Annotated in this window: 20 protein-coding genes; 8 read left to right on the plus strand and 12 right to left on the minus strand. The window is 53.6% G+C overall.

From position 1 onward, the window contains the following. Positions 1–69 precede the first annotated feature (69 nt). Both ACQ66Q_RS01050 and ACQ66Q_RS01055 read left to right on the plus strand, forming a co-directional pair. Complete coding sequence (locus ACQ66Q_RS01050; protein ID WP_430455083.1) at positions 70–483, plus strand: GFA family protein; 414 nt, start codon at positions 70–72, stop codon at positions 481–483. Between the two features lie 123 nt (positions 484–606). Further along, positions 607–798: a hypothetical protein gene (locus ACQ66Q_RS01055; protein ID WP_430455084.1), complete on the plus strand. Its 192-nt coding sequence runs from the start codon at positions 607–609 to the stop codon at positions 796–798. A gap of 161 nt (positions 799–959) precedes the next feature. Here the strand turns inward: ACQ66Q_RS01055 and ACQ66Q_RS01060 are convergent, their stop codons facing one another. Next, positions 960–1,877, minus strand: a complete 918-nt coding sequence (locus ACQ66Q_RS01060; protein ID WP_430455085.1) for an O-antigen ligase family protein — start codon at positions 1,875–1,877, stop codon at positions 960–962. 937 nt (positions 1,878–2,814) lie between these two features. Here ACQ66Q_RS01060 and katG point away from each other — a divergent pair. After that, on the plus strand, positions 2,815–5,001 hold the full coding sequence (katG, locus tag ACQ66Q_RS01065) for a catalase/peroxidase HPI (RefSeq protein ID WP_430455086.1): 2,187 nt from the start codon (positions 2,815–2,817) through the stop codon (positions 4,999–5,001). 309 nt (positions 5,002–5,310) lie between these two features. Here the strand turns inward: katG and ACQ66Q_RS01070 are convergent, their stop codons facing one another. The 6 genes from ACQ66Q_RS01070 to ACQ66Q_RS01095 all read right to left on the minus strand — a co-directional run bounded on the left by ACQ66Q_RS01070 (position 5,311) and on the right by ACQ66Q_RS01095 (position 15,512). Further along, the gene (locus tag ACQ66Q_RS01070) at positions 5,311–6,156 is read right to left on the minus strand and encodes an EamA family transporter (protein WP_430455087.1); all 846 of its coding nucleotides are present in this window, start codon (positions 6,154–6,156) and stop codon (positions 5,311–5,313) included. Between the two features lie 220 nt (positions 6,157–6,376). Continuing rightward, positions 6,377–7,312 carry a hypothetical protein gene (locus tag ACQ66Q_RS01075; protein ID WP_430455088.1) on the minus strand — a complete coding sequence of 312 codons (936 nt, stop codon included), beginning with the start codon at positions 7,310–7,312 and terminating at the stop codon, positions 6,377–6,379. A 138-nt stretch (positions 7,313–7,450) separates the two neighbouring features. Next, on the minus strand, positions 7,451–9,538 hold the full coding sequence (locus ACQ66Q_RS01080) for a winged helix-turn-helix domain-containing protein (protein WP_430455089.1): 2,088 nt from the start codon (positions 9,536–9,538) through the stop codon (positions 7,451–7,453). A 120-nt stretch (positions 9,539–9,658) separates the two neighbouring features. After that, the gene (locus tag ACQ66Q_RS01085) at positions 9,659–12,376 is read right to left on the minus strand and encodes a TonB-dependent receptor domain-containing protein (protein WP_430455090.1); all 2,718 of its coding nucleotides are present in this window, start codon (positions 12,374–12,376) and stop codon (positions 9,659–9,661) included. A 177-nt stretch (positions 12,377–12,553) separates the two neighbouring features. Then, positions 12,554–13,717 (minus strand): metallophosphoesterase, encoded by a 1,164-nt coding sequence (locus ACQ66Q_RS01090; protein ID WP_430455091.1) that lies wholly within the window; start codon positions 13,715–13,717, stop codon positions 12,554–12,556. A gap of 196 nt (positions 13,718–13,913) precedes the next feature. Then, positions 13,914–15,512 (minus strand): amidohydrolase family protein, encoded by a 1,599-nt coding sequence (locus ACQ66Q_RS01095; protein WP_430455092.1) that lies wholly within the window; start codon positions 15,510–15,512, stop codon positions 13,914–13,916. Positions 15,513–15,777: 265 nt separating this feature from the next. On the opposite strand from ACQ66Q_RS01095, the gene ACQ66Q_RS01100 reads away from it, so the two are divergent. Continuing rightward, positions 15,778–16,071 carry a helix-hairpin-helix domain-containing protein gene (locus tag ACQ66Q_RS01100; RefSeq protein WP_430455093.1) on the plus strand — a complete coding sequence of 98 codons (294 nt, stop codon included), beginning with the start codon at positions 15,778–15,780 and terminating at the stop codon, positions 16,069–16,071. 38 nt (positions 16,072–16,109) lie between these two features. On the opposite strand, the gene ACQ66Q_RS01105 is transcribed toward ACQ66Q_RS01100, so the two are convergent. The 4 genes from ACQ66Q_RS01105 to ACQ66Q_RS01120 form a co-directional block, all read right to left on the minus strand. Beyond that, complete coding sequence (locus ACQ66Q_RS01105; protein WP_430455094.1) at positions 16,110–17,753, minus strand: M28 family metallopeptidase; 1,644 nt, start codon at positions 17,751–17,753, stop codon at positions 16,110–16,112. 177 nt (positions 17,754–17,930) lie between these two features. Then, positions 17,931–19,706 (minus strand): DUF4105 domain-containing protein, encoded by a 1,776-nt coding sequence (locus ACQ66Q_RS01110; protein ID WP_430455095.1) that lies wholly within the window; start codon positions 19,704–19,706, stop codon positions 17,931–17,933. A gap of 20 nt (positions 19,707–19,726) precedes the next feature. After that, the gene (locus tag ACQ66Q_RS01115) at positions 19,727–20,086 is read right to left on the minus strand and encodes a hypothetical protein (RefSeq protein ID WP_430455096.1); all 360 of its coding nucleotides are present in this window, start codon (positions 20,084–20,086) and stop codon (positions 19,727–19,729) included. A 128-nt stretch (positions 20,087–20,214) separates the two neighbouring features. Further along, positions 20,215–20,958 carry a class I SAM-dependent DNA methyltransferase gene (locus ACQ66Q_RS01120; protein ID WP_430455097.1) on the minus strand — a complete coding sequence of 248 codons (744 nt, stop codon included), beginning with the start codon at positions 20,956–20,958 and terminating at the stop codon, positions 20,215–20,217. Positions 20,959–21,115: 157 nt separating this feature from the next. Between ACQ66Q_RS01120 and ACQ66Q_RS01125 the strand changes: the two genes are divergently transcribed. The 4 genes from ACQ66Q_RS01125 to ACQ66Q_RS01140 all read left to right on the plus strand — a co-directional run bounded on the left by ACQ66Q_RS01125 (position 21,116) and on the right by ACQ66Q_RS01140 (position 23,602). Then, positions 21,116–21,292 (plus strand): hypothetical protein, encoded by a 177-nt coding sequence (locus tag ACQ66Q_RS01125; protein ID WP_430455098.1) that lies wholly within the window; start codon positions 21,116–21,118, stop codon positions 21,290–21,292. Between the two features lie 90 nt (positions 21,293–21,382). Beyond that, a complete protein-coding gene (locus tag ACQ66Q_RS01130) occupies positions 21,383–22,273 on the plus strand; it encodes a 3-keto-disaccharide hydrolase (protein WP_430455099.1) in 891 nt (296 codons plus the stop codon). A gap of 107 nt (positions 22,274–22,380) precedes the next feature. Beyond that, a complete protein-coding gene (locus ACQ66Q_RS01135) occupies positions 22,381–23,133 on the plus strand; it encodes an SDR family oxidoreductase (protein WP_430455100.1) in 753 nt (250 codons plus the stop codon). A gap of 28 nt (positions 23,134–23,161) precedes the next feature. After that, positions 23,162–23,602, plus strand: a complete 441-nt coding sequence (locus ACQ66Q_RS01140) for a cupin domain-containing protein (protein ID WP_430455101.1) — start codon at positions 23,162–23,164, stop codon at positions 23,600–23,602. A gap of 13 nt (positions 23,603–23,615) precedes the next feature. Here the strand turns inward: ACQ66Q_RS01140 and ACQ66Q_RS01145 are convergent, their stop codons facing one another. Further along, positions 23,616–24,770 carry a helix-turn-helix domain-containing protein gene (locus ACQ66Q_RS01145; RefSeq protein WP_430455102.1) on the minus strand — a complete coding sequence of 385 codons (1,155 nt, stop codon included), beginning with the start codon at positions 24,768–24,770 and terminating at the stop codon, positions 23,616–23,618. Positions 24,771–24,962 lie beyond the last annotated feature (192 nt).

Here is a 24,962-nt window from a genome sequence, read left to right on the forward strand (position 1 = left end):
GACCGCGATCACGATAAGATCCGGCGGGGTGTCAGGCCATTATTCTGCATTTATCAGGCGAGAAATTTTATGTATCAGGGTAGTTGTTTGTGTGGCGCTGTGACGATTGAAGTGCATGGTTCAATTGATTCGATCATTCATTGTCACTGCTCGAAATGCCGCAAAAGCAGTGGCACTGCCTATGCGACCAATGGCTTTATCGCGACTTCAGCGCTGCGGATCGTCACAGGGCAGCAACTGCTTTCGGCTTATGAATCTGCGCCAGGTAAGCACCGGCATTTTTGTCAGATCTGCGCCAGCCCGGTGTTTAGCAGCAATGCCAAAGTGCCGGATAAATTGCGTTTGCGGCTTGGCATCCTCGATTCCGACATCACGGAACGGCCAATCTCGCACAACTTTGTCTCGTCAAAAGCCTGCTGGGACGATTTGGATGCCGCACTGCCACGCTATGATAGCTATGAACCGGGCCGCATTGTCCGCTAATTAAGCGCCAGCCCGGCGCTAGTGCGGCAAGCGTGCGATAAACGCTGGTGGGATGAGCCACACTGTATCAGCGCGCTGTTCGGCGGCAGCTGTCGTATTCTTGCTCGACAATGCTAACGCCAAATGCCCTTGTGCCGACACGGCAGCCTGGCGACCAGGCTCTGCCATCAGCGCGTGTATGCCACCGACAATCATACCGGCGACAACATAACCTACAACGATCGCGATGCTTTTGGTCGCGAGGTGATGGCCGCCCGGGGCGCTGGCAAAGCGGCATTGGATGCGCGTGAAGTGCAGCTCGCCGAATTACAGTAGCAGTCCGGTCTGTTGCCGCTTTATCGTTACATCAATCAGCCAGCGCATTTGCAGGTGCTGTCTGTAGTTGGCGTGTCACACAAACCCTGGTTTGATCAGTGGTTAGCTCAGCTGCGAGGGGTTGAGGTTGTTGCGGCCGGGGACTTGCTGAAATAGCGCTGTCATCGCGTCTGTGCGATCGGACTGACCAGGCCCTGTTGCCACATCCGGGGGACTTTGCTGCTTTTTAACTGCCGGCTGTCATAAGAGGAAAGCACCATAGCACTGGCTCCTAATGTGACCAGTGCGATAATCCACTTCCGGCGTTGAGTTAATGGGCTACCACTGGAGGATGAGTGATAAAACGCGATTAGACAAACCAACATCAGTTGGGTCAGCGGCATCACGATGACTCCCGACAATTGCGCATAAAACAATGCCGACATTATCGATAGCAATACTGCAGTGTCAGTGCTCTGATGCGCAACACTGCGTAGTTTTTTCAGTGCGGCGACCAGCAAACTGCAGATCCAAATCAGCATAGTCAGAAACGCCACAAAGCCGTATTCATATAGAATTTGTAAAGCGGCATTGTGCGGATGAGCGTTTGACAGCGGTTTTCCGTCGGCCCAGGCAAAACTCATCGGGCCGTAACCCAGCCAGAACTGTTCGGGAATACGGTTTAGCACGTAAAGCCAAAGTTCTGTGCGTCCTGAACTGCCGGTTCTTATTCTTAAATTTGTTTCGCCAATCACCCAATAAGGCAATGCGATAATAAAAAGAGCCCATAAAATAAGCCCCAGCAGCATTGACTGGAAAAAAGCGCGCAGCAAAACAGATCGAACCGCCGGCAAACTGAACCAACTGACCAGCCCAACTGCAATCATCAACGATAGCCAGGCTCCTCGGGCTTCCGTCTGCATCATCACCATCCAATGTCCTGCCATTAAAAGCAGTGACATCCGCTGAAATGGCCGCAGGGAGAGCAGTAAAAACGGCAGAAAAAGCAACGGCAGCAGCATCACCTGTAACTGATTTAAGATGCGCGGATTATCAAAACCGGAAATCAGGCTAAAGATGCCAGGTTTGGTTGCGGTCATTAAATGCTGGAGCAGCTTGAGGGAAAACTGGCATAAAAATAACAGTGAAAAGAGTACGGTAAACCAATAGAGCGCACGAAAAACAGCTTGCTTCGACAGCGTGTTGCAACAAATGCTGCAGATAAAAAATGCCACCACAAGCAAACCAATATTCGCGAGCTCTACGAAGCCCCAATACGGATGGGCACAGCTTACTGCGGACGCACAACCAACGATAAAAAATACTAGGAGTGCAGCAACCGAGCTGGGCGCTAATTGCGGGCCGCGCAAATGGCGGGCAGAGCTGAGAATAAATGCCGAGCATGCGATCACGGTAATTACGAGGAAACGTTTAAAGTCAAACAGACTCCCGATATTGACCAGCCGGGCAATGCTGGATGCAAACAGAGTTCCGGCTAAAAACACGGCCGCGTAGAGCGCTAATAACAAACTGGCAGATGACTTCGAAAACAAGCACGGGCTCCATGGAATAATCTTGCGGTATCACTTTAAGCCAATGCATCGGCATTGCTGCTAGGGTTCAGCAGGCTGTGGGCATAGACATTTTAAGGCGCGTGGATTCTACGGACCTTTTTTCGTTATGTAAAAAAAATGTGTGATTAAAGTGTCTCTGCAGGCAGTAACTACAGTGTTTTTTAGTTAGCGGATGCCTGAGCGTCGGTAGCTATGCCATGGTTACAGTTGCCGAAAACCAAATGTCGTTCCCAAAATTAGCTCAAATGTGCCACTACTCTTGCTGCAGCTTTGCTGGCATTGACCCCGAAATCGCTAAAAGTTATCTGCGACTGGTTTCTAATCTAAAAATATGATGAAGATGACCAATTTAAGTCAGTTTCCTAAATCGCATTTCGCGACTACCTTTAATCCAACTGAAATGGCGCAGCCCACTGCTGCAGAATTCAACCGACGAATTGAACCCAACAGAAGGAACCCTCAGATGGATAGCAATAAATCAACAGGCGGCAAATGCCCGGTCATGCACGGCGCCAATACTACCGCGGCCAACGCGACGATGAACTGGTGGCCAAACGCACTGAACCTCGACATCCTGCACCAGCACGACAGCAAAACCAATCCGATGGACCCCGGCTTTAACTACGCCGAAGCCTTTAAAACACTCGATCTTGAAGCGGTTAAAACCGATTTAAAAGCATTGATGACCGACTCACAGGACTGGTGGCCGGCCGACTGGGGCCATTATGGTGGCCTGATGATCCGCATGGCCTGGCACTCCGCCGGGACTTACCGCATCGCCGACGGCCGGGGTGGTGGTGGCACTGGCAGTCAGCGGTTTGCGCCATTAAATAGCTGGCCGGATAACGGCAACCTCGACAAAGCGCGGCGCTTGTTGTGGCCGATTAAACGCAAATACGGCAATAAATTATCCTGGGCCGATTTGATGATCCTGGCCGGTAATATGGCTTATGAATCGATGGGCCTGAAAACTTTCGGCTTTGCCGGTGGCCGTGAAGATATCTGGCATCCGGAAAAAGATATTTATTGGGGTTCAGAAAAACAGTGGCTGCAGGCGTCCGGTGGCGAGGGCAGTCGCTACAGCGGTGAGCGTGATTTAGAAAATCCGCTGGCTGCGGTGATGATGGGGTTGATTTATGTCAATCCGGAAGGGGTTGACGGCAATCCGGACCCGCTGAAAACGGCGCAGGATATGCGCGTGACTTTTGCCCGGATGGCGATGGACGATGAAGAAACCGCCGCCTTAACGGCCGGTGGCCACACCGTCGGCAAAGCGCACGGCAACGGTAAAGCCGAGCATTTAGGTGCAGCGCCGGAAGGTGAAGATCTGGAGGCGCAGGGCTTTGGCTGGCTGAACAAAACCGGCCGTGGCATTGGTCGCGACACCGTCACCAGCGGTATTGAAGGCGCCTGGACCACCAACCCAACGCAGTGGGATAACGGTTATTTTTATCTGCTGTTTACCTATGACTGGGCACTGACTAAGAGCCCGGCTGGCGCCTGGCAGTGGGAGCCGGTCAATATCAAAGAAGAAGACAAACCGGTCGATGTGGAAGACCCGACCATTCGGCGTAATCCGATCATGACTGACGCCGACATGGCGCTGAAAGTGGACCCGGTTTATCGCAAAATTGCTGAGAAGTTTTATGCCAACCCGGACTATTTTGCTGACGTGTTTGCCCGCGCCTGGTTTAAGTTAACGCACCGCGATCTGGGGCCAAAAAGCCGCTATTTAGGGCCGGATGTGCCAGCAGAAGACTTGATTTGGCAAGATCCAATTCCGGCGGTGGACTATTGCCTGACCGACGCGGAAATCGCTGAATTAAAAGCCAAAACACTGGCGCTGGGCATTTCAGCGCAAGACCTGATTGCGACAGCTTGGGACAGCGCCCGCACTTTCCGTGGCTCTGATTATCGCGGCGGGGCCAATGGTGCCCGCATCCGGTTAGCGCCGCAAAAAGACTGGGAAGGCAACGAACCGGCCCGTTTAGCCAAAGTGCTGGCCGCGCTGGAAGCCTTACAGCAAAGCCTCAGTAAAAAAGTCAGCCTGGCCGATTTGATTGTACTGGCCGGCAGCGCCGCGGTAGAGCAAGCAGCCAAAGCAGCTGGCGTGGATATAACTGTGCCTTTTGCTCCGGGTCGCGGTGACGCATTAGCTGAGCATACCGATGTCGAATCCTTTGCGGTGCTGGAACCGTTGCACGATGCCTTCAGAAATTATCTGAAAAAAGACTACAGCGTCGCACCAGAGGAAATGATGCTGGACCGCGCACAGCTGATGGGTTTAAGCGCCCATGAAATGACCGCTTTGGTCGGTGGCATGCGGGTCTTGGGTACTAACTTTGGCGGCTGCGCACATGGAGTGTTCACCGACAGAGTAGGGGTGCTCAGCAACGATTTCTTTGTCAATTTGACCGACATGGCATACAGCTGGAAGCCGGTGGGGAAAAACAAATATGAAATCGTCGCAAGAAAAGATGGTCAGGTGAAATGGACCGCGACGCGGGTCGACCTGGTCTTTGGTTCGAACTCAGTGTTGCGTGCTTACGCCGAAGTGTATGCGCAAGACGATGGTAAGACTAAGTTCGTACACGACTTCGTCAACGCCTGGGTCAAAGTGATGAATGCTGACCGTTATGATCTGAAGTAATTCGCTGTTCTATCTATAAAAAACGCCGGCAAATGCCGGCGTTTTGTTGTTTATGATGGGCAGATTAGATATTCACAGCGTTGTTGAAGGCGACTTTTGGGGCAGAAGCGGGCACAAAACAGGGTGTTAATTGGACGGCGTGTGACGCCCAGCGGGCGTTGCTTGCGCGTACCTACTCGCTAGTTGAGATCGTAGGTACCGGCAAGCGAAGCGCCACCGTACATGACAGGGTTTTGCTTCAAGCGCTGCGTTTTTTACAAGCCACCTTGGTCACAACGCCTGTGGTTTTGCTGTAACGCAAGCCGTTGCTCAGTCACGTTGGCGCATGGCCCAGACCAAACTCAGCAAAATCAGCACCGAGCCTGCGGCCAAAGTCCACCAGTTGACTGCATGTTGCCAGAAGGCAAAATTCACCAGCAGACCGGCCGGGATCAGCACGTTATTCATCACGGCGAGTTGATTGGCGCTGACTTGCCTGGCGCCGGCGTTCCACAGCCAATAACCCAGGCCGGAAGCGACCAGCCCGAGCCAGAGCAAAATGCCGTATTCCAGATTGGTATCCGGCAGGCGTTGCCAGTTGGCGAACAGTGCGGTGGCAACCAGACTGACAACAGTCGCGCCGACAAAAAACCAGCCGAACTGTTGTTTTTGCGTCCCGACCGAGCCTAACGCCAAGCGCCGGTAAGCAACCTGACCAAAGGCAAAACACAAATTAGCGCCCTGAATCAGTAATAGCCCGAGCCAAAAATCGTCACTGAGCTGCTGATAACGCATCACCAACGCGCCGGCGACCGCCAGTAGCGCCGGGCCCAACCAGCGCCAATGCAGTTTTTTGTAGCGCCAGTAATAATCCAGGACTGAGATATACACCGGCGTCAGAATGGTGAACAACAGCACTTCCGCCACGCTTAAATACAAAAAGCTGTGATAGAGCAGCAGATACATCAAACCCAGCTGCACCGCGCCGATGCCAGCGAGCTGCAGCGCCTGAGTGCTGGCGGTGCGGTAGGTGAATAAAAACGGGCTGAATAACAGCAGTGCCAACAACATCCGGCTGCTGACGGCTAAATACGGGTCGACTGTGGCGGCAAGAAACTCACCGATTAAGGAAAAGCTAAAGGCCCAGATCAAAGTGACCAGCCAGAGTAAGTACATCCCGTCTCTCCGCAGATTGGCAAAACCGGCGCAGCATAGCGGTTGTGCTGCAGCGGTGCAAATCGGGGAAAAGTCCATCGTGTGACGTCCATCGTGTGACGACCAACGTGTGACGAGCAACATGTGACGTCCATCGTGTGACGACCAACATGGACCTGCATGCTTGAGCAACGCGCAGGCACGGCAAGCGGAGCGTTGCCGAGCGCACGAGACTACAACGTTAACTCAGCCGGATGGTTTTCCATGCCAACAGCGAACCGTCGCTGTTTTGCTGGGTACTAAAGATAAAGTCGGTCGCGCTGCTACCAAATACAGTGTCACGACCGCTGGCCAGCGTGGTGTCCTGAATGCCGCGGCCACTGTAATTGGCATGGGTGGTACAAATGTCCTGCGTCAGTGCGTCGGTAAAGCAGAATTGTGATACCACCTGATCATTGTTGTTATTGCGCACCCGAAAGTGAATGTGAATAGTGCGGCTGGAATACCAACCCGGGAAACAAGTTTTAAAATTCACCCGGCCGTTGCTGTCGGTGACCTGAGTGCCGCGATACCACTTGGCTTTCAAGGCATTGGCATTATTCCCGGTACAGAAAGATGAACTAAAACCCGCGCTGTCACTACTACCGCTGGTATCACCGGAATAGATCCCGGCAATATCACAATGCCAGACTTCAACTTCAAGGCCAGATAGCGGCTTACAGTTGCTGTCGACCACACGCAGACACAACTGCATCGGTAAGCCGACCTGACTCTCGGAAATATCATCGCGATTGTCCACAGTGAAATAGCAGGGACCTTCGGTCAGCGCTTTAGTCAGTGCCAGACTGCAGCTGGTGCCCAGATCAAACAGACTGTCGGCCGGGAAGTTCGCCGTCAGCGCGGCGGTGCCGCCGGTCGCCCAAGTCCCGGATGTTCCGGTGCTACCGCCGGTACTGCCGCCCGTACTACCACTGCCGGTGGTCGTATCCGTCGAGGTGGTGGCGCTCTCAGAGCTGCCACCGCCGCAAGCGACAATACCCACCAGTGGGGCCGCGGCCAGCGCAAAGCCCACCTGCTTGATAAAACTGCGGCGACTTTGCGCCGGGGCTATTTGTGCCGATGTTTTTTGCGACGGTGCTTTTTGTGAAAGATTTAGCGGGAAGATTGGTTTGGTCATAGTGCGGTTCCTGCGGCTACTGAAAAGGACAAACTGTCGGTTCTGAGCGCAGGAAAATGCAGAGGTTTCAAACCATACCTTACTTTACCCTCGTCTTGGTTTTGCTTAGCAATTCTTAACTGATGCCGCTGTATGGGTTTACGGTAATTGCCAGCGCCAGATGTCGATGCGCGGTACCGGACTGTATTGCAGTAACAGGCGTTGACCGGCCTCATCATAAGCCAGATTAGCCGCTAAATCGGTTTGGCCGGCGGGTAACACCACCAGACGCCGTGGTTGTTGATCAGCCAGTTGTTTGACCCAGACTTCCACGCCGTCTTTGACCGCCTGCAGATAGAAAATCTGCGTCGGGGTCGCCAGCCAGCTATAGCTTTCACTGAAGGCATCACCACTGATGATTTGGACCGGCGCACCGGCTGGTTTGCCTTGTTGCAGCGCCTGCCACCAGATGCCCTGACCCCGGCCTTTGGTATAATAAAAGCCCCGTTCATCCGGCATTTGGGCGTAATTGCCACTGCCTTGACTCATGGTTGCTTTTTGACCATTTTGCAAATCAAACCGGATCAGTTTGCCCTGCACCGGCAACAATACCGCCTGATCATCGGCCGTCCAGCCCGGCCGGCCATGCACCTGAATTCTGGTATCCGGAAAGCTCAGTTTACCGGTTGCGACATCGAGGATGGTCAGCCGGTCATGCAATGAATTGGCGCTGCGCGACACAAACAACACCCGATCGCCCCGATGCGACCAGCGCGGATATTTAATCACGCCGTTGAGCCGGGTCAGCTGCTGTTTTTGCAGTAATTGCCGGTCTGCCAGCCATAATTCGCTGCTGCCGTTTTCGTTGGCGGAATTTTCGTTACTGATATAAATCAGCTGCTGCCGGCCCTGATGAAAGTCCGGTGCCTGATAACTTAAGTCGCCGGCGCTGAGCGGGAACACCGCGCTGGCGGTGTGCAGCGGCACATAACCTAACTGCGGCACTGAGCTGTCACGATGGAAATACAGCTGGCGGTCAGCAGTCACCCGGCTGACAAAACTCACGTCATCGACCGGTATCGCGCTTTGTTTGCCGCTGTGGATATCCAGCACAAAACCCAGGCTGCGGCCATTACTCTCAGTGCTATAAATCAGCTGACGGCCATCCGGTGACCAGGCCATGCCGCGAATATCGGACTGCCCGGAGGTTAACTGCCGTTCGCGACCGGTTTGCGGGTCATATAAAAACACTTCTTCCGACAAGCGGTTCGCGCGGCGGGTCAGCGCGATAAAAGGCCCGTTCGGTTGCACGGCAATATCACGCACCCGCTGCTCGCAATTGTCGTGGCAAGGCATGGCTTCTGCCTGCGGATTTTTTTGCTGTAAATCCAGCCGGTACCAGCTGCGGCCCTGCGCATCGCGGCTGCCATTAAAATACAGATACTTGTTGTCTGGGGACAGGTCGAGATAGACATCACCATGGCGGCCACAGGTCTGCAGGGTTTGCTCCTGCAGGGTTTGCAGCGCTAACTGGTGGATCTGACAACGACCGTCCAGTGGGGATTTACTGGAATAATACAGGGTCTGGCCATCGCTGCTAATCACCGGCCTCAGTTCGTCCAGTGGCGTAAATGTCAGTTGTCGCGCCGCGCTGTCCGGTTGCTGCAAATCCCGTAAGAACAAATCGGCGGGCTGACCAAATTGCTGCCAGCTGTAGACCAGATAACGTCCATCCGGTGTCACCGTAGGAAACATCGACCAGCCTTGCTGGCGGGTGATCTGACTCAGGCTTGGCGCGGCAGCCGGCCAGCCCCAGTACAACATGGCACAGCACAGAATGCTGAGTGCCGCGATCCAGCCAGACCAACGCCAGTGTAACCAGCGAACTTTACCCGGGGAGGCCGGGTGGGGAGCAACAACAGGAGCGGCTGGTGGACTGGCAGTATGACGGTTAGAGACCGATGCAGGCGTCATGAGCGGCGCTTGTTGCAGCCGGTAGCCTTTTTTCCGCACAGTAGCGATAAGTTCGGCCTGACCAAAAGGCGTCAGTGCCTGACGCAATTGCCAAATCGTGTTGGTCAGCGCTTTTTCGCCGACATAAACATTGCCGTCCCAGACGGCATCGATTAACTGTTCCCGTGTCACCAGCGCCGGGTACTGGCTGGCCAGATAACACAGTACTTCCATCGGTTTTTGCTGGATCTGCTGGCTTGCCGTCCCTTGTGACAGCGTCAGTGTCAAAGGCACAACATGGAGATCAGCAAGACAAAATGGCGTTTCAGCAGACACAAGCACGGGCTTCAGATTAATCAGGGATAACTATGCTAACGGAAAAGGCGGGACATCGCTATGTCCCGCCGGTGGCGATTACAACTTGTATTCATACCCCAGATAAAACACCCGACCTACCGTGTTATAGCCGGCATCTTCTTCAAAATACGGATATACATTGCGGTTAGGATGGCCGACCGGATACAGCGGCGGCATCTGGTCAGCCAGGTTATTGATGCCAAGTGTCACTTCGCCGTAATTGTCAAAGTCATAACTGGCATTGAGATTGACGCGCTGGAAAGCGGCGAGCTTGCTCCAGACCTGCGTCTGTACATCTTTGCCGGCTGCGTCTTTTTGTACCCAGTTATTCCAGCCCTCTGCACTGCCGAGGTAGTACCAGCTCAGATTGACGCTAAGATCCTGCAGCGACCAGCGTGCCGACATTTCGGCTTTCCAGGCTGGCAGGTAGTTATCGCGGGTTTCCTCTACACGCTCGCCACCGGCATAGGCCTGATATTCCTTTTTCAGCAGGTAACTGGCTTTGGGCGTCAGTTTCAATTTGCCAAAATCAGCGAGGTCCTGTTGGAAACTCAGCTCAGCATCAATGCCCTGCGATGCCTCATAGGCGCTATTGATCGTGCCGCGGCGCACGCACAGTAAGTCCTGATAAGTCTGGCCTGACGGCTGCTGCATGATGTAGCCAATACCCGGCAGGTCATTACAACTCTTAAACCCGGCCGTTTGGTTGTAACTGGGGTTCGCCAGGATCCGGCTGGCGCTTTCACTGTACACGGCACCATCTAAACTGATGCGCCACACATCCAGCGTCAGGCTGGTATCGTCCGTCAGATTGGCGACCAGACCTAAATTGACAAAACGACCTTTTTCTTCGGTCAGGGCAATATTGCCGGCACTGATTGATTCATAACTGTCAGACAAACCAACCGGATGATTTGGGTCCAGTTTTAACGTGGTTTCAGCAAAAGCACGGCTAAGGCCGGCATACATCCGGTGCAAGTCCGGTGCGCGGAAACTATGGCCGCCGCTTAAGCGCAACAAAATATCGCTGTGGGGCCGCCAGGTCAGGCCCAGTTGTGGCGTCGTAGCGCCACCGACATCGGATTTGTCGTCGTAACGGTCGTAGCGTAGGGCCAGACTGGCATCGAGCTGACCCGTGGCCGCATCAGCGCCGAAGATAGGCAGTGCCAGTTCGCCGGCCGCAGCGTAGCGTTTACGGCCGCCTTCGCCTTGGGTGCCGCCCTGACCCAGTAAATTACCACTTAACGTATCGGCGTCTTTTAAATCAAAGTACCACTCTTTTGCCCATTCGGCCGACGCGGCAAATTGCACCGGACCGGCTGGTAAATCAAACCAGTCGCCGGTCAGTACCGCGCTGTATTGGTTTAGCCCAGAGCCTGCGTCCGTCAGTGTTTCGCCATACAGCTGGTCTCGTTGAGCTGCGGTCAGCGGGTTCATCGGGTACCACTTGGCCGGATTGGTGGCATCCGCCGGATTGAAGCTAATCAGTTTCAGTAGTTGATCGGCTTTCATCTGATTGCGGCCCTGGCGGGTATAATCGCTTTTGCCATAAGCCCAGCTCAGTTCCAGCTCATAGTCGCCAAGCTGTCCGGTCACCCCCAGGCTCGAGGTCAGATTTTTTTGCTTGCCGGTATAATCGCGTTGCTGGCCATAGTCATCCAGCCGACGATAGACCCGGAATTCCCGGCTGCTGGCAAAATCGGCCGCGTTGTAGCTGTAGCGGCCCGGGTTATTGCGGTCCATAAAAATGGTCGGGCTGATGCTTTTTTGCGCGTTGCCGCGGTCGGTGGTTTTATCGCCATATTGCAGCAACGCATTAAAGGCCCATTGGTCGTTTAATTCACCATGTTGGTTCAGGATCAGGTTCCAGTCGTCCTTTGCCGTTTGCATACCTTCATCGCGGTTGGTGTTGTAGCGGCATTTATAGCGGCTTTCGTTTTCCAGCCAGACGCCATAGTCACCAAATAGCTGCTGACACTGCTGTTGATTCGCCATCACATATTCGTCTTTATGGAACACTTTAGAGCGATCGCGGATATAGGCGGTGGTGGTGCTGTAGGTGTCGGTGTTATCCGGGCCAAGGCCTGCGGTAAGCTCCCGGTCACCGCCGCGCAACATTTCATCTTTGCTGTAATCGACTACCAACACCGTCTGGCCGAATTTGCTGTCAAAACCGGTGGTCAGCGCCAGTTTGCTTTTATCGCGGCCGCCGTGTTGCGGGTTTTCATGGCGCAGGTTCAGCCGGGTGCCCTGGTAGTCTTTTTTCAGAATAATGTTGACCACGCCACCGACCGCGTCTGAGCCATAAATAGCCGAGGCGCCGCCGGTCAGGATCTCAATGCGCTCGACGGCGCTGCTTGGGAAGGTGGAAGTATCAACAAAGTTGGTGGTACCGCCGGTGGCGGTCGGAAATTGCGGCACACGTTTGCCATTGACCAGCACCAGCGTGCGGTTTTCACCCATGCCGCGCAAGTTGATGGTATTGGCGCCCTGAGTCCAGCTCGATTCATTGCCTTCGACTGAGCGACCGGCATTGCCGATGCCGGCTTGTAAAATCTCTTCGACGTTGGCAAAACCGGATAAGGCGATATCTTCTGCGCTAATCACTGTCACCGGTGACGCGCCGGCTAAATCGGTGCGCTTGATGCGGGAGCCGGTGACTTCAATTCGCTCGGTCGTCGCCGCTGCGCTTTTGGTTGCGGCGACCTGGGCCTGAGCGGGGAGAGCGAGCGCGCTGGTGATTGCCAGCGCCAGATAACTTGTGTGATGTTTCATCTTGTTGTTCCCGGAATGTGAAGGGTGGTTCAAGCCCATTCTTTGTTATTGTTCGCTGCAGGGAGACTGCGATCTCATCTTCAGCGCTACCGGTTTCAACACAATGGATCACAGCTCTTTTCTGTGCCCGTTTTATCTCTATTAATATCTATTCATTTAAAAACAGTGGCTTATATTTTAGTCGTTCTCTTTCGCCGGGGCTGGCTCGACCGGGGTTAACTGACCATCCAGACCCGATCTCAGATAGCGACCGTCGATATAATGCAGCACAGCCCCGTTTTTACCTTTTTTGATACTGCTGTCGACCGAATACACCAGGCCGCCGTGGTGACTATAAACATCCTGCATGCTGGTGTGACCGACGACTATCTGCTCCGCGCCAAAGCGTTTTAACTGTTGTTGCAGCACTGACCGGTCCACCGGATTGTCTTTGGAAAAATAGCCGCGATACCACAGCGGGCCAGCGGAGCCTTGTAACAGTTGCTGCTGCGGTTGCAACGCCAGTTCAGTTTTGCTGCGGCCCCAGCTGTGCTGAAACGCTTGTTGCAATGCCAGCTTGTCGGCATGATTGTCAGTTTGCTGGTCAGCCAGCAGCGCGGCGAGTTCGGCAGAAATGCCGCCATGGACAAACAATGTGTCATTGATCCGCACAAACAACGGCAACTGGCGTAACCAGGCGCCTAACACACTTTGCTCGCCATACAGTGCTGGTAGGGTGGTGTGTAGCTTGTCAGCCACTTGTTCGTAGTCCGGATGCACATAACGTAAATCGCCTCTGAGCACCATAGTTTCGTGATTACCGGGCAACAGATGCACGGCGCCGCCGGCCCTGGCTGCCTGTTGCTGCAGGTCGTACAAAAACCACAGTGCTGCCGTCACTTTATTGCCGCGGTCCATCACATCGCCGACAATCACCAGCTGATTGGCACCAAACTGCCACTGCCGTTCAGCGTCGATGATGTTGGCAGCTTGCAGCAAACGGATCATCAGATCGTATTGGCCATGGATGTCACTGATGGCGGCCCAGCGCTTCGTCTGAAATTGCCAGCCGCTGGCAACAGCATTGTGTACCCGGATTGCTTTGTCGTACCCACAGTGCGGCTCGACCGCTTTGGTTACATCCTGTTGTTGCTCGATCACTTTGCCCGCGCAGACCCACTGTGCCTTGAGGGTTTTGGCATCTTGGTGGCTGAGATAAGGCCCGTCTGACACAGCTGTCTGCAAAGTCTGCAAATTGCCGTCCGCTGGCGCTGCTGTAGTTTCGCTGGCCAAACAAGCGTTGGTAAGGCCTGCCGACAACAAAACACCGGATAACCAATAAGAGGATAAATAGCTATGCATCTGAAGCTCCTGAAGAAAAACTCAGCATGCCAAAGCCTGGCCAAAGCGCCAACGCGCCGGACTCTGCTTCAGCTCGGTTTTGTCTCTTTTAATCTCTGTTGTGCGGCTTTTCAGGCGAAACTACGGTTTTTTCGGGGCGGGGCTGGCCTTCGGTGTGCAGCCGAAGGCCATTACAGATAGGTTTTCGCGACAGTCTTTACTGAGCCGTCGGGCTTGATTTTGCACTGCTGACCATTTTACGCACATCGCTGAGCAGCTGCTGAGCGTCGTACACCACACCGTCTTTAATGGTGTAACGCACGCCTTTGGTGCGCTCAGGTTGGTTCTGATCATTGAGTTGATAATGACCGTTACCGTACAACACTTTGAAGTTGGCTAACGGGTTTTCCGCAACGATCACCATGTCGGCTTTTTTACCCGGCACCAGACTACCGAGGTCTCTTTCCAAACCCAGCGCCATCGCGCCGTTCAGCGTCGCGGCCTGAATGACTTCCAGCGGGTTAAAACCGGCTTCGCGCAGCAATTCCAGTTCCTGAATGTAAGCAAAACCGTAGATTTTGTAGATGTAACCGGCGTCAGAACCCGCAGTGACACGACCGCCATGGTTTTTGTAGTCGTTTAAAAACTGCATCCAGATGCGGTAGTTTTCACGCCAGGCGATCTCCTGATCTGTGGTCCAGTTAAACCAGAAAGAGCCATGTGCGTAGCGGTTGGGCTTAAAAAACTCGCTCAGCACCGGCATGGTGTAATCGGCGTGCCAGGGCGCATTACGCTGAGCTTCGGCATTGCGGGTGGCTTCATAAATGGTCAGCGTCGGGTTGATGGTGAAATTGAGGCTAATCAGTTCGTCCCGAACCGCGTTCCACTTGTCTGAGCCCGGCGCTGCGGCTTGTTGCCAGAGTTTACCGGCTTCGCCAAAGCGGTCCTGTTCGTTCTGGTAGTTGTAATCGGCTTTGTAGTTCTGCACCACTTGGTTAGTGAACAGCGCTTCGGGTAAACCGTACCAATGCTCCATCGACGTCAGGCCAAGCCGGGCGCTGTCGAGCGCATTCATCCGCATCACGTTCAGCTGGGCATGATGCATCATGGTGCCAAGTTGCTGCTTTTTCGCTTCATCCAGCGCAGCGGCCATAATCGCTGGCGTGGCACCAAAAAATTTAATGCCGGCCGCCCCGGCTTTTTTAATGTTTTGCACCCATTCCCGCGCTTGTTGCGGGCTGAACACCGGTTTACTTAAGCCCTGACCAAAACCGACATAAGGCACAATGCGTGGGGCAACAATTTTATGTTCATTCGATGCTTTGGCGTGTTTCAGCGTCCAGTCAAGGCCATTAAAGCTGCCCGGTTCGCGCACTGTGGTGATGCCGTGCGCCAGCCATAACTTAAACACGTATTCGGCCGGCGTGCCTTTGGCTGAGCCACCGATATGACCGTGCATATCGATAAAACCGGGCAGAATATACATGCCGCTGACGTCCATTTCTTTATCACCGGCTTTGGCTTTTGGCCGGCCTTCCGGCAGCACCGGTACGCCCGGATTGCCAACGGCGGTGATTTCGCTGATGCGGTCATTTTCAATAACGATATCGACGGGGCCAACCGGCGGTGCGCCTTCACCACTGATAAAAGTACCGCCGCGTAAAATCAGCCGGGTATAGGGGCCTTCTCCTTGATCGGCGGCAGGGGCGGATGGCGTGCGTTCAGTGCTGGCGGCACTGGCCGCAACAGCGACGATACTCAGTGAGCAAATAACTGCGGTGCGCAACAAACGTTGCAGCGGTGATTGGATCTGCATGGCGGTTCCCGGGATTGTGTGGATCAGCTTTTGCTAATCCTTGTTGTTTTTCTTTGTTTTTATCGCATAGCCACAAATTGCTCCATGCATTTGCAGCATACAGTACATCCTGTACATAAAATCTGCGTTCAGGTCAGTGTGGCAACTGGGATCTGTCCATGCAAGCAGATCCGATCAACAGGCTGTTTGCTGCGATAACAGGGAGCAGTCAGCCGCTTAGGCTTGTGTCTATAATCGCAGGAACACAGCACCGCAGGTTAATGAGATGCATCCAGATAAAGTCGACCGTAACCAACTGAAAAAGCTGACTGATCTGCCGAATATCGGCCCGGCTGGCGCTAAGGATTATCAGTTGCTTGGCTATCAAGATCCGCAGCAGTTGGTTGGCGTTTCTGCTTTACATTTGTATCAGCAGTTATGCGCCACCACTGGCGTGCAACATGACCCCTGTGTGCTGGACGTGCTGTTATCGGTCGAGCATTTTTTGGCCGGCGATGCACCGCAAGTCTGGTGGGCTTATACAGCGCAGCGCAAGACTTTGCTGGCTGCAGCGGATTAATTGAGCCCAGCGGCCAACCGCCGGGCTTGCTTGTGCAGTTATTGCTGCAACGATAGATCCCGTGCAGCTTTAAATTCCTTACCTTCATACCAGTTTGGCCACAGCGCTGAATTAGCTAATTCTTGCCCGACTAAATAAAACAGCCATAGATCCTGCTGCGAACCGCGTAAATCCCAGGCCGGACTGAATTCGTCATTGACCTTGTGATAATAATTCGCCGTGTAATCGCGCCGTTGTGCCAGGCCCCAATCTTTGCCATGCGCCACGCTGTCGACACCACCACGGGCATACAACATCGGCACACCATAACGCGCTAGCTGGAAATGGTCTGAACGGTAATAAAATCCATCTTCCGGTGTTGGTTCCGGCGCGATATAACGACCTTGAGCCTTGGCATATTTGTCGAGCAGCGGCTCCAGTTCTGACGCACCGTAACCAAACACCTGCACGTCACGCATCGGTCCATACACGTTCATCACGTCCATATTGATGCCGGCAACCGTTTTATTTAGTGGAAATAACGGGTTAGCGGCGTACCAGCGTGAACCTAACATGCCGCGCTCTTCGGCTGTTACCGCGATAAACACCACAGAGCGTTCCGGCTGTGGCTGTTTTTGATAATGCTCGGCCAGCGCAATTAAACCGGCGATGCCACCGGCGTTATCTTGTGCGCCATTAAAAATTTTGTCGTCTTTGCGGCTGAAATCGAGGCCAAAGTGGTCCCAGTGCGCCATGTAGAGCACGGCCTCATCGGGTTTTGTCTTACCGGGAATGTAACCAATGACGTTACTGGAGTCGATTTCACGCAGTTGGTTTTTGATGCTGATGGAGGCGGTGCCGCTCAGTGCTATCGCCTGAAAATCTTTCGCCAGCGCTTTTTTACGCAGGCTCTGGATACTCTGGCCTGAGGCAGCGAACAGCTGCTCGGCGCTGTCTGTGGTCAGCCAGCCTTCAACGGCCGCTTTATGCTGGTTTTTGTTTTTGTCGGCCAGTTCAAAACGGATCGGGCTGGTGCCGGATACCACATTCCAGCCATAAGCGGCGGCATCGGTTTCGTGCACAATCAGCGCCATCGCAGCGCCCTGACGCGCCGCCTCTTCAAACTTGTAAGTCCAGCGGCCGTAATAGGTCATGGCTTTGCCGGTGAAGAGCTTGGCATCGCCGGTGGCAAAGCCCGGATCATTGACAAACATCACCACGGTTTTGCCTTTGACGTCGACATTTTTATAGTCGTTCCAGCCATATTCCGGCGCGACGATGCCGTAGCCGACAAACACCAGTTCGCTGTTTTTCACCTCAACCTGCGGTTGCATCCGGGTCGACCAGGCCATCATCTGTGTTTTATAGGCAAAACTGGCTGGTAACTTGTCGCCTTGCAAGGTTAATGCAGAGACCGCCACCGGATCGATTTGCACCACGGGCACCGCCTGACGGTAGCTATCTTTGCCGAAGGGTTTCAGGCCAAGACGCTGAAACTGCTGTTCGATATACGCCACAGTGCGCTCTTCACCGACGGTAGCCGGTGCCCGGCCTTGCAGTTCGTCGGAGGCTACTTCGGCAAAATAGCGGCCAAAAGCCGGATTGAATTCAGTTTGTGGCAGAGGCGCTTTGCTGTCAGCCAGCGCACTGTGACTCAGCAACAGGCCGACGCCAAGGCGTAGCACGGAAATGGATTTGAACATGACAACACTCACGGCAAGGGTCGCTGTTGTTCTCAGCGACCATGAATATCAGGAAGTCTGCATTCTGCCACGACAGGTCGCGGGTTGCTGTGCTTTTTCGCCGCCCGACAGATGGATTCGACGGCTCTCAGATTTGTTTGTACTTTGGAAGCTGCTGCTGTTGCACAGTTCCCGCTGCTAAAAAAAGTTAGAGTATTCCAAACCAACAGAGTTGGTTTTACGGTCTTGGATTTGAACATGATTGAAATGCAGACCCAATGCCTGATCCTGATCAGGGAACCAACTTAAAGCAGCCGATAGCTCTTGAAAGCGACTCGGTTCACTGGCTTTCCCGGAATGTGCTATGTATTGCAGTTGTAATTTAGTGTCTGCGGCAAGGGTAAACAGCATACCGGATTTGACGTAAACAAAACCGAGACTGTCTGTCAAATCCGTAGCCATACCAGCACCGGCAAGACCATACACCGTTACATCTTTGTGCAATCGATAGCTTTTTCCTAAGCCACCAGACAACTCACCGGTCGACCACCTGGTCAGATCTTGTCTCCAGCCTGGCCTGAATCCTAAATAAAACTCACCGGACCAAACCGGAAATACGGCTGAATCTGGTGCAAGCGAGATGGCTGAGTACAAGGTGAATTCACGTAACTGCAGCGCAGTGCCTTTGTCGTTGAAAGCCACACTGACTTTGGCAATTTGCAGTTCAGATTCTGTCAGATATTGGCGATTATCGCCCTGTAACAGATGCCCGGCGGGTAAGAAATCGACCACCAGCGCGCTCCCATTGGCATCCTGTAGCAGGCTGGTACGTAACGCGGTATCCTGCGGAGTCTTTGCCGGGTGTTTGTAATGACTCAGATCCAGAGTTTGGTTCGTGTCGACGATCAATCGAGACCGGATATTCTCTGCTTGCTGCGGGGACATCTTTGACTGACGGACCGATTGTTCCAGTCGCATATCGAGATATCGTTTTGCCAGTGGGTTTGCCAAGGCATTCTCTGCCTGGCTGAGCTCATCGATTTTGGAGATCTCGTCAAGCTGCGATTTTATTTTCGGCGGGAGCGTGTCTGCGATCGCATAAAACAACCAGGGTTTAGCTGCAATAATTTCGGTGGACTGAACTATTTGTTGGTTAGTGGCGGCTTTAACGACATCGATTGGGCTGACGATAGAGCTGCGTTCTTGCAGGAGCTCGGGGTTGAGCAACGCAAGCATTTCCAGCGTCAAGGTGGCGCAGTTAAATGATTGGAAATAGTAGGTGAGTTCTACCTGATGTAGTTCCCAGATGTGCAGTTGGAGCAATCGCTTATTCTGTGCCTCCGCTGACAATTTAAATTGCCAGAGATTCCGCTGTTCAATGTCTCGATACTGTTTCAGGTCTGCGGCAAATGGTCTGACACTAAAAAAACCTGGCATGCCCGTCATGGTGCTTTCAACAATCAGTTTTGCCGGATTGAGCGTGGTGATTTCTGTAAAGTAGGCCAGTGAGTGGGCAACAGAATTTCCTTTTGAATTAGTGCCGCTAACTTTCATAAAGATATGACCGAGCATACTCGTAGCGGACGAGGTTACTTCTGACGCATAGACCAATTCAATTGTTTCGAAAGGTACGTGTTTGATGAAGTTCTCGAGATGCGGACAGCGTTCGAACTTATCTTCAGCCACTGTCAAATTTAGTTTCTCAGCCAGGAAAGTGATGCGAGCCGGGAATCGACAAAAGGCGAGATGCGGATCTCGATGAAACAGTTCAAGAGTTTTTGCTAACTCTGCCTCGGGTGAAAAGTTGCCGGCGGAAAGCAAAAAATTTGGATCGGTGATTTGAGCCTGACCTTGATAGCTATGCAGCAGCAGTTGCCATTGCGGCATGTGTGCTGGTTTTAAAGCTGGGTTTGCAGTGGCACAAAAAGAAGTGGCTAAAACAAACAGAGCTGGTATCAACCAGCTCTTTAACATGTAAACAAATGGCACTGAAATTACTGAGCGGCGCAAGTAACTTCGACAGAGTCTGCATAATTCCACATTTTACCTGTGGAGCTGTCAGTGGTTGAACCTAATACACCACCAATGATGATGTTGCCCCAGAATACCGGTGCAACATTTTTCTTGATTGGCGTTGCAGTGTGACAACCTGGCGTTGAGCTGGTCACTACCTTGTCTTTACCATCGCGCAACACCACAACAGTGCCTGGCGTTGTGGTCTTTTTGTCATCGACAGTAACTTCGATTGGTTGATTGTTAGATGCAGTTACTTTGATGCTCTGTTCTTCTGCCGTCATGATACTGGCACAGCCAGTCAGAGTGAAAACCACAGCTGCAATACACAATTTTTTCATTTCTAGTCCTTAGTATTTTTAAGAGCGCTTCCTAAAAGCGACCCAAATGTATACTTGAGGAAAATCAATATCAATGTTTTGTATACTTTCGGTGACTTAAATGGTTGTTTTTTGAGCTGCTTAACCGCTCATTGTTTAACGCAGACAAACAACGCATTGCCGGAAACGCCGTCCCAGGCTATCAGCTTGTCGTAGTCGTGTTGCAGGACCTGTACGTCGAAATACGGCGCCAGTAGTTGCTGTAATTCCGCAAAAGTGACCGCCACCATCGGATGGGCGTCTTGCCAAATTTCGGTCTGGTCGTTTTCAGTTTTTTCGATGCGAAGGCGCAGCTGTTGTTGCTCGCCCTGGCCCGGATAAAACCAGCCGGACGTGAATACAAACTTGCTATTGGCGTGTTGAGCCTGATGCGATACCACGGAATGGTTGTCGATTTGGCTCTTATCCACAGCGTTAAAACAAAACACGCCGCCGGGATTGAGCGCCAGATGAGCTTGACGGATACAAGCGGTGAGGCCGGCAATGGTCTGGCTGTAATGTAGCGAGTATAAAAAGCAGGTGATGAGGTCGACCGGCGCATTGAGCTGAAATTCGCACATATTCTGGCAGGAAAAGTCGGCTTCAGGACAACGTTGCTGCGCCAGCTCCAGCATCGGTTGATTGAGGTCGAGGCCAGCGCTTTGATAGCCTAAATCCAGTAAAAAACGGATATGCGGGCCGGTGCCACAGGCTAAATCCAAGTGACGTTTGCCACCATTGCCAAAAAACTGATCGATGCGATGCACAGTGTCACTTTGCGCCTGATAATTGATGCCGGCGCACATCAAATCATAATAACCGGACAAATCAGTGTAGAGGGCGGTGGCAGTCATGGCAGGTCCGGTTGGCACAGGAAAAACGGCGCGAAAGATAGCATAAATTGAAGCCTGCGGCGACCTGTCGCATTCAGGGCGGCGCTGAACGGTTTTATGAAAAACTGCAGGTCGCCGTTGCCATCATCGCTGAATACAACCTATGGAGAACATCCGAATGAGAATCAAATTAATCCTGACGCAACTGCTGTTATGGGCTCTGGCGGTCGGCGCGGCTGTGCTGACCGGTGCGCCGGATTTTTATGCGCTGCTGCTGTTGCCGGTGATTGGTGTGATCGCCATTGCCGCCTTGTGGCGGGCCACAGCGCCGAAAAAGGACTGCTGTAATTCATAACTGCCGCTATGAATTCCATAAATGTAAGCGCTTTACAAAAGCGCGGCCGGCGGGTCACTATCTGGCAAACCGACAAAAAAGGAATGTCAGATGAAATTGAAGCTTCGCCTTAGCGGCCTGCTGTTTGTTAGCAGCCTTGTCACGGGCTTTGCCGCACTGCCGCTCGCTGCGAGCCCGCAGTTATCTTTGCTGGACCCGACATTGAGTCAGTGGGAAACCTACCTCAGTTACCGGCATCAGGAGCAATACAATGGCAGTCAACCGACCGATGCCGCGGGGAAACCGCTGGCACCGCTTGGGCTGTTTCCCGGGCTGGACCCGCATGGCGTATTCATGCTGCAGCAACAGGGCGGCGAAACGGTGCTGCGTGTCAGCGGCGAGATTTATGGCGCTTTAACCAGTAAACAGCGCTTTCGTAATTATCATCTGACGCTGCAATACCGCTGGGGCGAGAAAAAATGGCCGCCACGGCTGCAGAAACTCAAAGACAGCGGCATTTTGTATCATGCCAATGGCGAACATGGCCGCGAGTATTTCCGCTCCTGGATGTTGTCGCAGGAATTTCAAATCATGCAGGGCCATAGCGGCGATTATTGGCAGCAGGCCAATTCGGCGATTGATATCCGCGCTTTTCAGCCTGAGGGCGAGATGAACGCGGTGGCAGACAGCACGCAACCGTTTTTGCCGGCGGGGCGTAGCACTGGCGGCCCGGGGTTTGTGATGCGCCAATTTAATGCGGAGAAGCCTGACAACCAATGGAACACGGTGGAACTGATTTGTTTTGAAGGCCAGAGCCTGCACATCGTCAATGGGCAGGTGGTGATGGTTCTGAAAAACTCGCGTTATCAGCAGGATGGCCGTGATGTTCCAATGTGGGAAGGCAAAATTCAGCTACAAAGTGAGGCGGCAGAAGTGTTTTACAAAAATATCCGGCTGCAGCCGCTCGACCAGCTACCGGCGCAGTACGCCGGCTATTTCTGAGCCGTAGTCTCGCTTCGTTGGCAGCAAGATCTCAGACCAGATAAAGGTTGCACAATCCGGCTGGCACGCTGAGTATAAAGCTCTGTGTTGTTGACTCTGGAGTCTGCATGTCATCATCTGCTATCGCGCTTATTACCGGTGCCAGTCGGGGCATCGGTGCTGCGACCGCCCGGCTTTTTGCGCAGCAAGGTTATGCGCTCGGGCTCAATTATCAGCGGGACCACGCCGCGGCCGAGGCGCTTGCCAGCGAGCTTCGCGCCGGCGGCACCCGCTGTATCCTGCTCCAGGCCGATATTGGCGACGAAGCACAAGTGCTGGCGATGTTTCAGCGGCTGGATGCTGAACTCGGGCCCTTGTCGGTGTTGGTCAATAACGCCGGTATTTTACAACCACAAAGCCCAATCAGCGGGATCAGCGCAGCCCGCTTTGCCGCCATTTTACAAACCAATGTGATTGGCACTTTTTTGTGCTGCCAGCAAGCCGTGCAACGTATGCGTACTGATTTGGGCGGGCAGGGCGGCGCGATAGTCAATGTGTCGTCGGGTGCAGCCAAAAGCGGATCGCCGCATGAATATATTGATTATGCTGCATCCAAAGGCGCGGTCGATACGCTGACCCGTGGTCTGGCACTGGAAGTTGCGGCGCAGGGGATCCGGGTGAATGCAGTCCGCCCCGGCTTTATCTATACCGATATGCACGCCGCCGGCGGCGAACCGGGTCGGGTTGATCGGCTGAAAAGCCGCATTCCACTGGGACGGGGTGGCGAAGCCATAGAGGTCGCGCAGGCGATTGTCTGGCTGGCATCAGGCGCCGCCAGTTTTACCACCGGCAGCTTTATTGATGTCTGTGGTGGGGTTTGACGTGCAGAACTTTTTCAGGAGCAAAAACATGCAACACACCCTAGTCTTGCTGGTGGGTTTAGCGCTGCTGTTGCCGGCTCACGCGATTGAGCAAACCAAGGCGGTGCAAGTCAGCACTGTGCTGAAAACCCAAACCAGCTGGGATGGGCAGCCGCTGCAATATCCGGCGGGGGATGCCGAAGTGACCGGCATGGTGATTGAGATAGCGCCAGGCGGAGAAACCGGCTGGCATCTGCATCCGGTGCCTTCATTTGGCATGGTGCAGCAAGGAATACTGGAAGTGTCCTTGAAAGACGGCAGGAAAAAACGCATGAAAACCGGCGACGCGCTGGCCGAGGTGATCAACACGGCACACAATGGCCGCAATGTCGGCACTGAACCGGTGAAATTGGTGGTGTTTTACGCCGGCAGCAAAGACCAGCCGCTCTCGCAGAAAATGCCGGCCGAACCTGCTGCAGCAAAGCCCTGAGCTAAATCCAAAATTAGTCTGACTGCGTGGGGGCGCTAGCCCGATAAGCGCCCGGTGCCATGCCGGTGACACGGACAAACTCTTTATGGAAATTTGATTTGGTGGCAAAGCCGGCCTGATACATCACTTCAGTGACCGGGAGTGGCGGGGTCTGCAGCAATAGTTGTTTGGCCTTGCTGATGCGTTTGTCGTTTAACAACACGGAAAAACTGGCGCCGTAGCATTGGTTGACAGCCTGCGACAGTTGCCGCGCCGGCACCTGCAGTTTGCGCGCGGCCTGCGCCAGCGTGATACCGAATTCAAGTTGATAGAGCTGTTGTTGCTCCAGCAGCTCTAGCCAGCGTTGATACACCACCTGCAATTTTTCATCGGCGGCCGCACTTCCGTCAGGATGTGGTGCCAAGGCTTCGTCAGGAAGTGGTACCACGGTATCGACAGGAGGGCGCGTGCTCAGGCTTGGCGTCTCTTGAAGTTGGATCTGCGGTTGTTGCTGACTGCGTTGATACAGCCATTCCAGCAAAGGGCTGCGCTGCAGCGCGAACAATAATGTCAGCAGATGGAGCAGCAGAAACAGCGCTGCCGCCGGCAGCAACAAGTTTGACGCCGTCACAGTACCGCCTTGTTGTAGCTCGAGATAAAGCGCAGCTTCCACCAGCAGGTTGGTGCCAAGCAGGGCGCCCTGCAACTGCAAATAGCGCCGCGCGACCGGCGCCGCTTCACCAAGCGGCGCCAGCCGTGCGGGATCTCGCGAGACTGTCACCACCACCGCCAATAGATAACCGGCATAACTCAGCAGCAACAACAGGTCGAGATAATCCAGCCAGACGGAGCCGCTAAGCAGCAGATATAACGTCAGTGCAGCCGGGAGAAAATGCCAAAGATCGCGGCGACGCAGCCTGGCATCGGGTCGTTGCAGCACCTGAAAAAAACACCAGAATAACGGCGCAAGCAGCATAGCGCCGACCGGCCGCAACACTGCTTGTGCACTGAATAATTGCAGCTGTTGCAGGGATAATACGAACAACAGGCTTTGGCTGCCATATAGCAAATAAGTGGCGCCGGTTACACGTAGCGGCCAGGGCCGGCCTTGAGGACTGAGCAGAAAATGCAGCCCGAGCAGCAGACACAATAACGCGATAGCGCTGTGCAGCATGACTAATTCATTCATCAGAAAACCATCGGCAGCATCAAATCCGCAAAAACCAGTGTTACGCCCGGAGCACAGTGGAACCTGCGCTCAAATCGCAGTGTAACGCGCTTGTGTGTGCGACAACAGGCGAATTTAACGTCCTCAAACGTGTTTCAGGACGCCGGAAACACGGCAACCCCTTAGTCTGAGCGCAGTTAAGCAAATGAGGAT

This window comes from Rheinheimera sp. (assembly GCF_965283995.1).
In the GTDB taxonomy this organism is placed as follows: Bacteria; Pseudomonadota; Gammaproteobacteria; order Enterobacterales; family Alteromonadaceae; genus Pararheinheimera.

Coding starts and splice junctions, on each gene's coding strand:
- ACQ66Q_RS01120 (WP_430455097.1), bottom strand. CDS start 20,958: ATGACTGCCACCGCCCTCTACACTGATTTGTCCGGTTATTATGATTTG.
- ACQ66Q_RS01070 (WP_430455087.1), bottom strand. CDS start 6,156: ATGTACTTACTCTGGCTGGTCACTTTGATCTGGGCCTTTAGCTTTTCC.
- ACQ66Q_RS01060 (WP_430455085.1), bottom strand. CDS start 1,877: ATGACCGCAACCAAACCTGGCATCTTTAGCCTGATTTCCGGTTTTGAT.
- ACQ66Q_RS01125 (WP_430455098.1), top strand. CDS start 21,116: ATGAGAATCAAATTAATCCTGACGCAACTGCTGTTATGGGCTCTGGCG.
- ACQ66Q_RS01075 (WP_430455088.1), bottom strand. CDS start 7,312: ATGACCAAACCAATCTTCCCGCTAAATCTTTCACAAAAAGCACCGTCG.
- ACQ66Q_RS01105 (WP_430455094.1), bottom strand. CDS start 17,753: ATGTTCAAATCCATTTCCGTGCTACGCCTTGGCGTCGGCCTGTTGCTG.
- ACQ66Q_RS01135 (WP_430455100.1), top strand. CDS start 22,381: ATGTCATCATCTGCTATCGCGCTTATTACCGGTGCCAGTCGGGGCATC.
- ACQ66Q_RS01110 (WP_430455095.1), bottom strand. CDS start 19,706: ATGTTAAAGAGCTGGTTGATACCAGCTCTGTTTGTTTTAGCCACTTCT.
- ACQ66Q_RS01145 (WP_430455102.1), bottom strand. CDS start 24,770: ATGAATGAATTAGTCATGCTGCACAGCGCTATCGCGTTATTGTGTCTG.
- ACQ66Q_RS01140 (WP_430455101.1), top strand. CDS start 23,162: ATGCAACACACCCTAGTCTTGCTGGTGGGTTTAGCGCTGCTGTTGCCG.
- ACQ66Q_RS01050 (WP_430455083.1), top strand. CDS start 70: ATGTATCAGGGTAGTTGTTTGTGTGGCGCTGTGACGATTGAAGTGCAT.
- ACQ66Q_RS01130 (WP_430455099.1), top strand. CDS start 21,383: ATGAAATTGAAGCTTCGCCTTAGCGGCCTGCTGTTTGTTAGCAGCCTT.
- ACQ66Q_RS01100 (WP_430455093.1), top strand. CDS start 15,778: ATGCATCCAGATAAAGTCGACCGTAACCAACTGAAAAAGCTGACTGAT.
- ACQ66Q_RS01090 (WP_430455091.1), bottom strand. CDS start 13,717: ATGCATAGCTATTTATCCTCTTATTGGTTATCCGGTGTTTTGTTGTCG.
- ACQ66Q_RS01085 (WP_430455090.1), bottom strand. CDS start 12,376: ATGAAACATCACACAAGTTATCTGGCGCTGGCAATCACCAGCGCGCTC.
- katG (WP_430455086.1), top strand. CDS start 2,815: ATGGATAGCAATAAATCAACAGGCGGCAAATGCCCGGTCATGCACGGC.
- ACQ66Q_RS01095 (WP_430455092.1), bottom strand. CDS start 15,512: ATGCAGATCCAATCACCGCTGCAACGTTTGTTGCGCACCGCAGTTATT.
- ACQ66Q_RS01115 (WP_430455096.1), bottom strand. CDS start 20,086: ATGAAAAAATTGTGTATTGCAGCTGTGGTTTTCACTCTGACTGGCTGT.
- ACQ66Q_RS01055 (WP_430455084.1), top strand. CDS start 607: ATGCCCTTGTGCCGACACGGCAGCCTGGCGACCAGGCTCTGCCATCAG.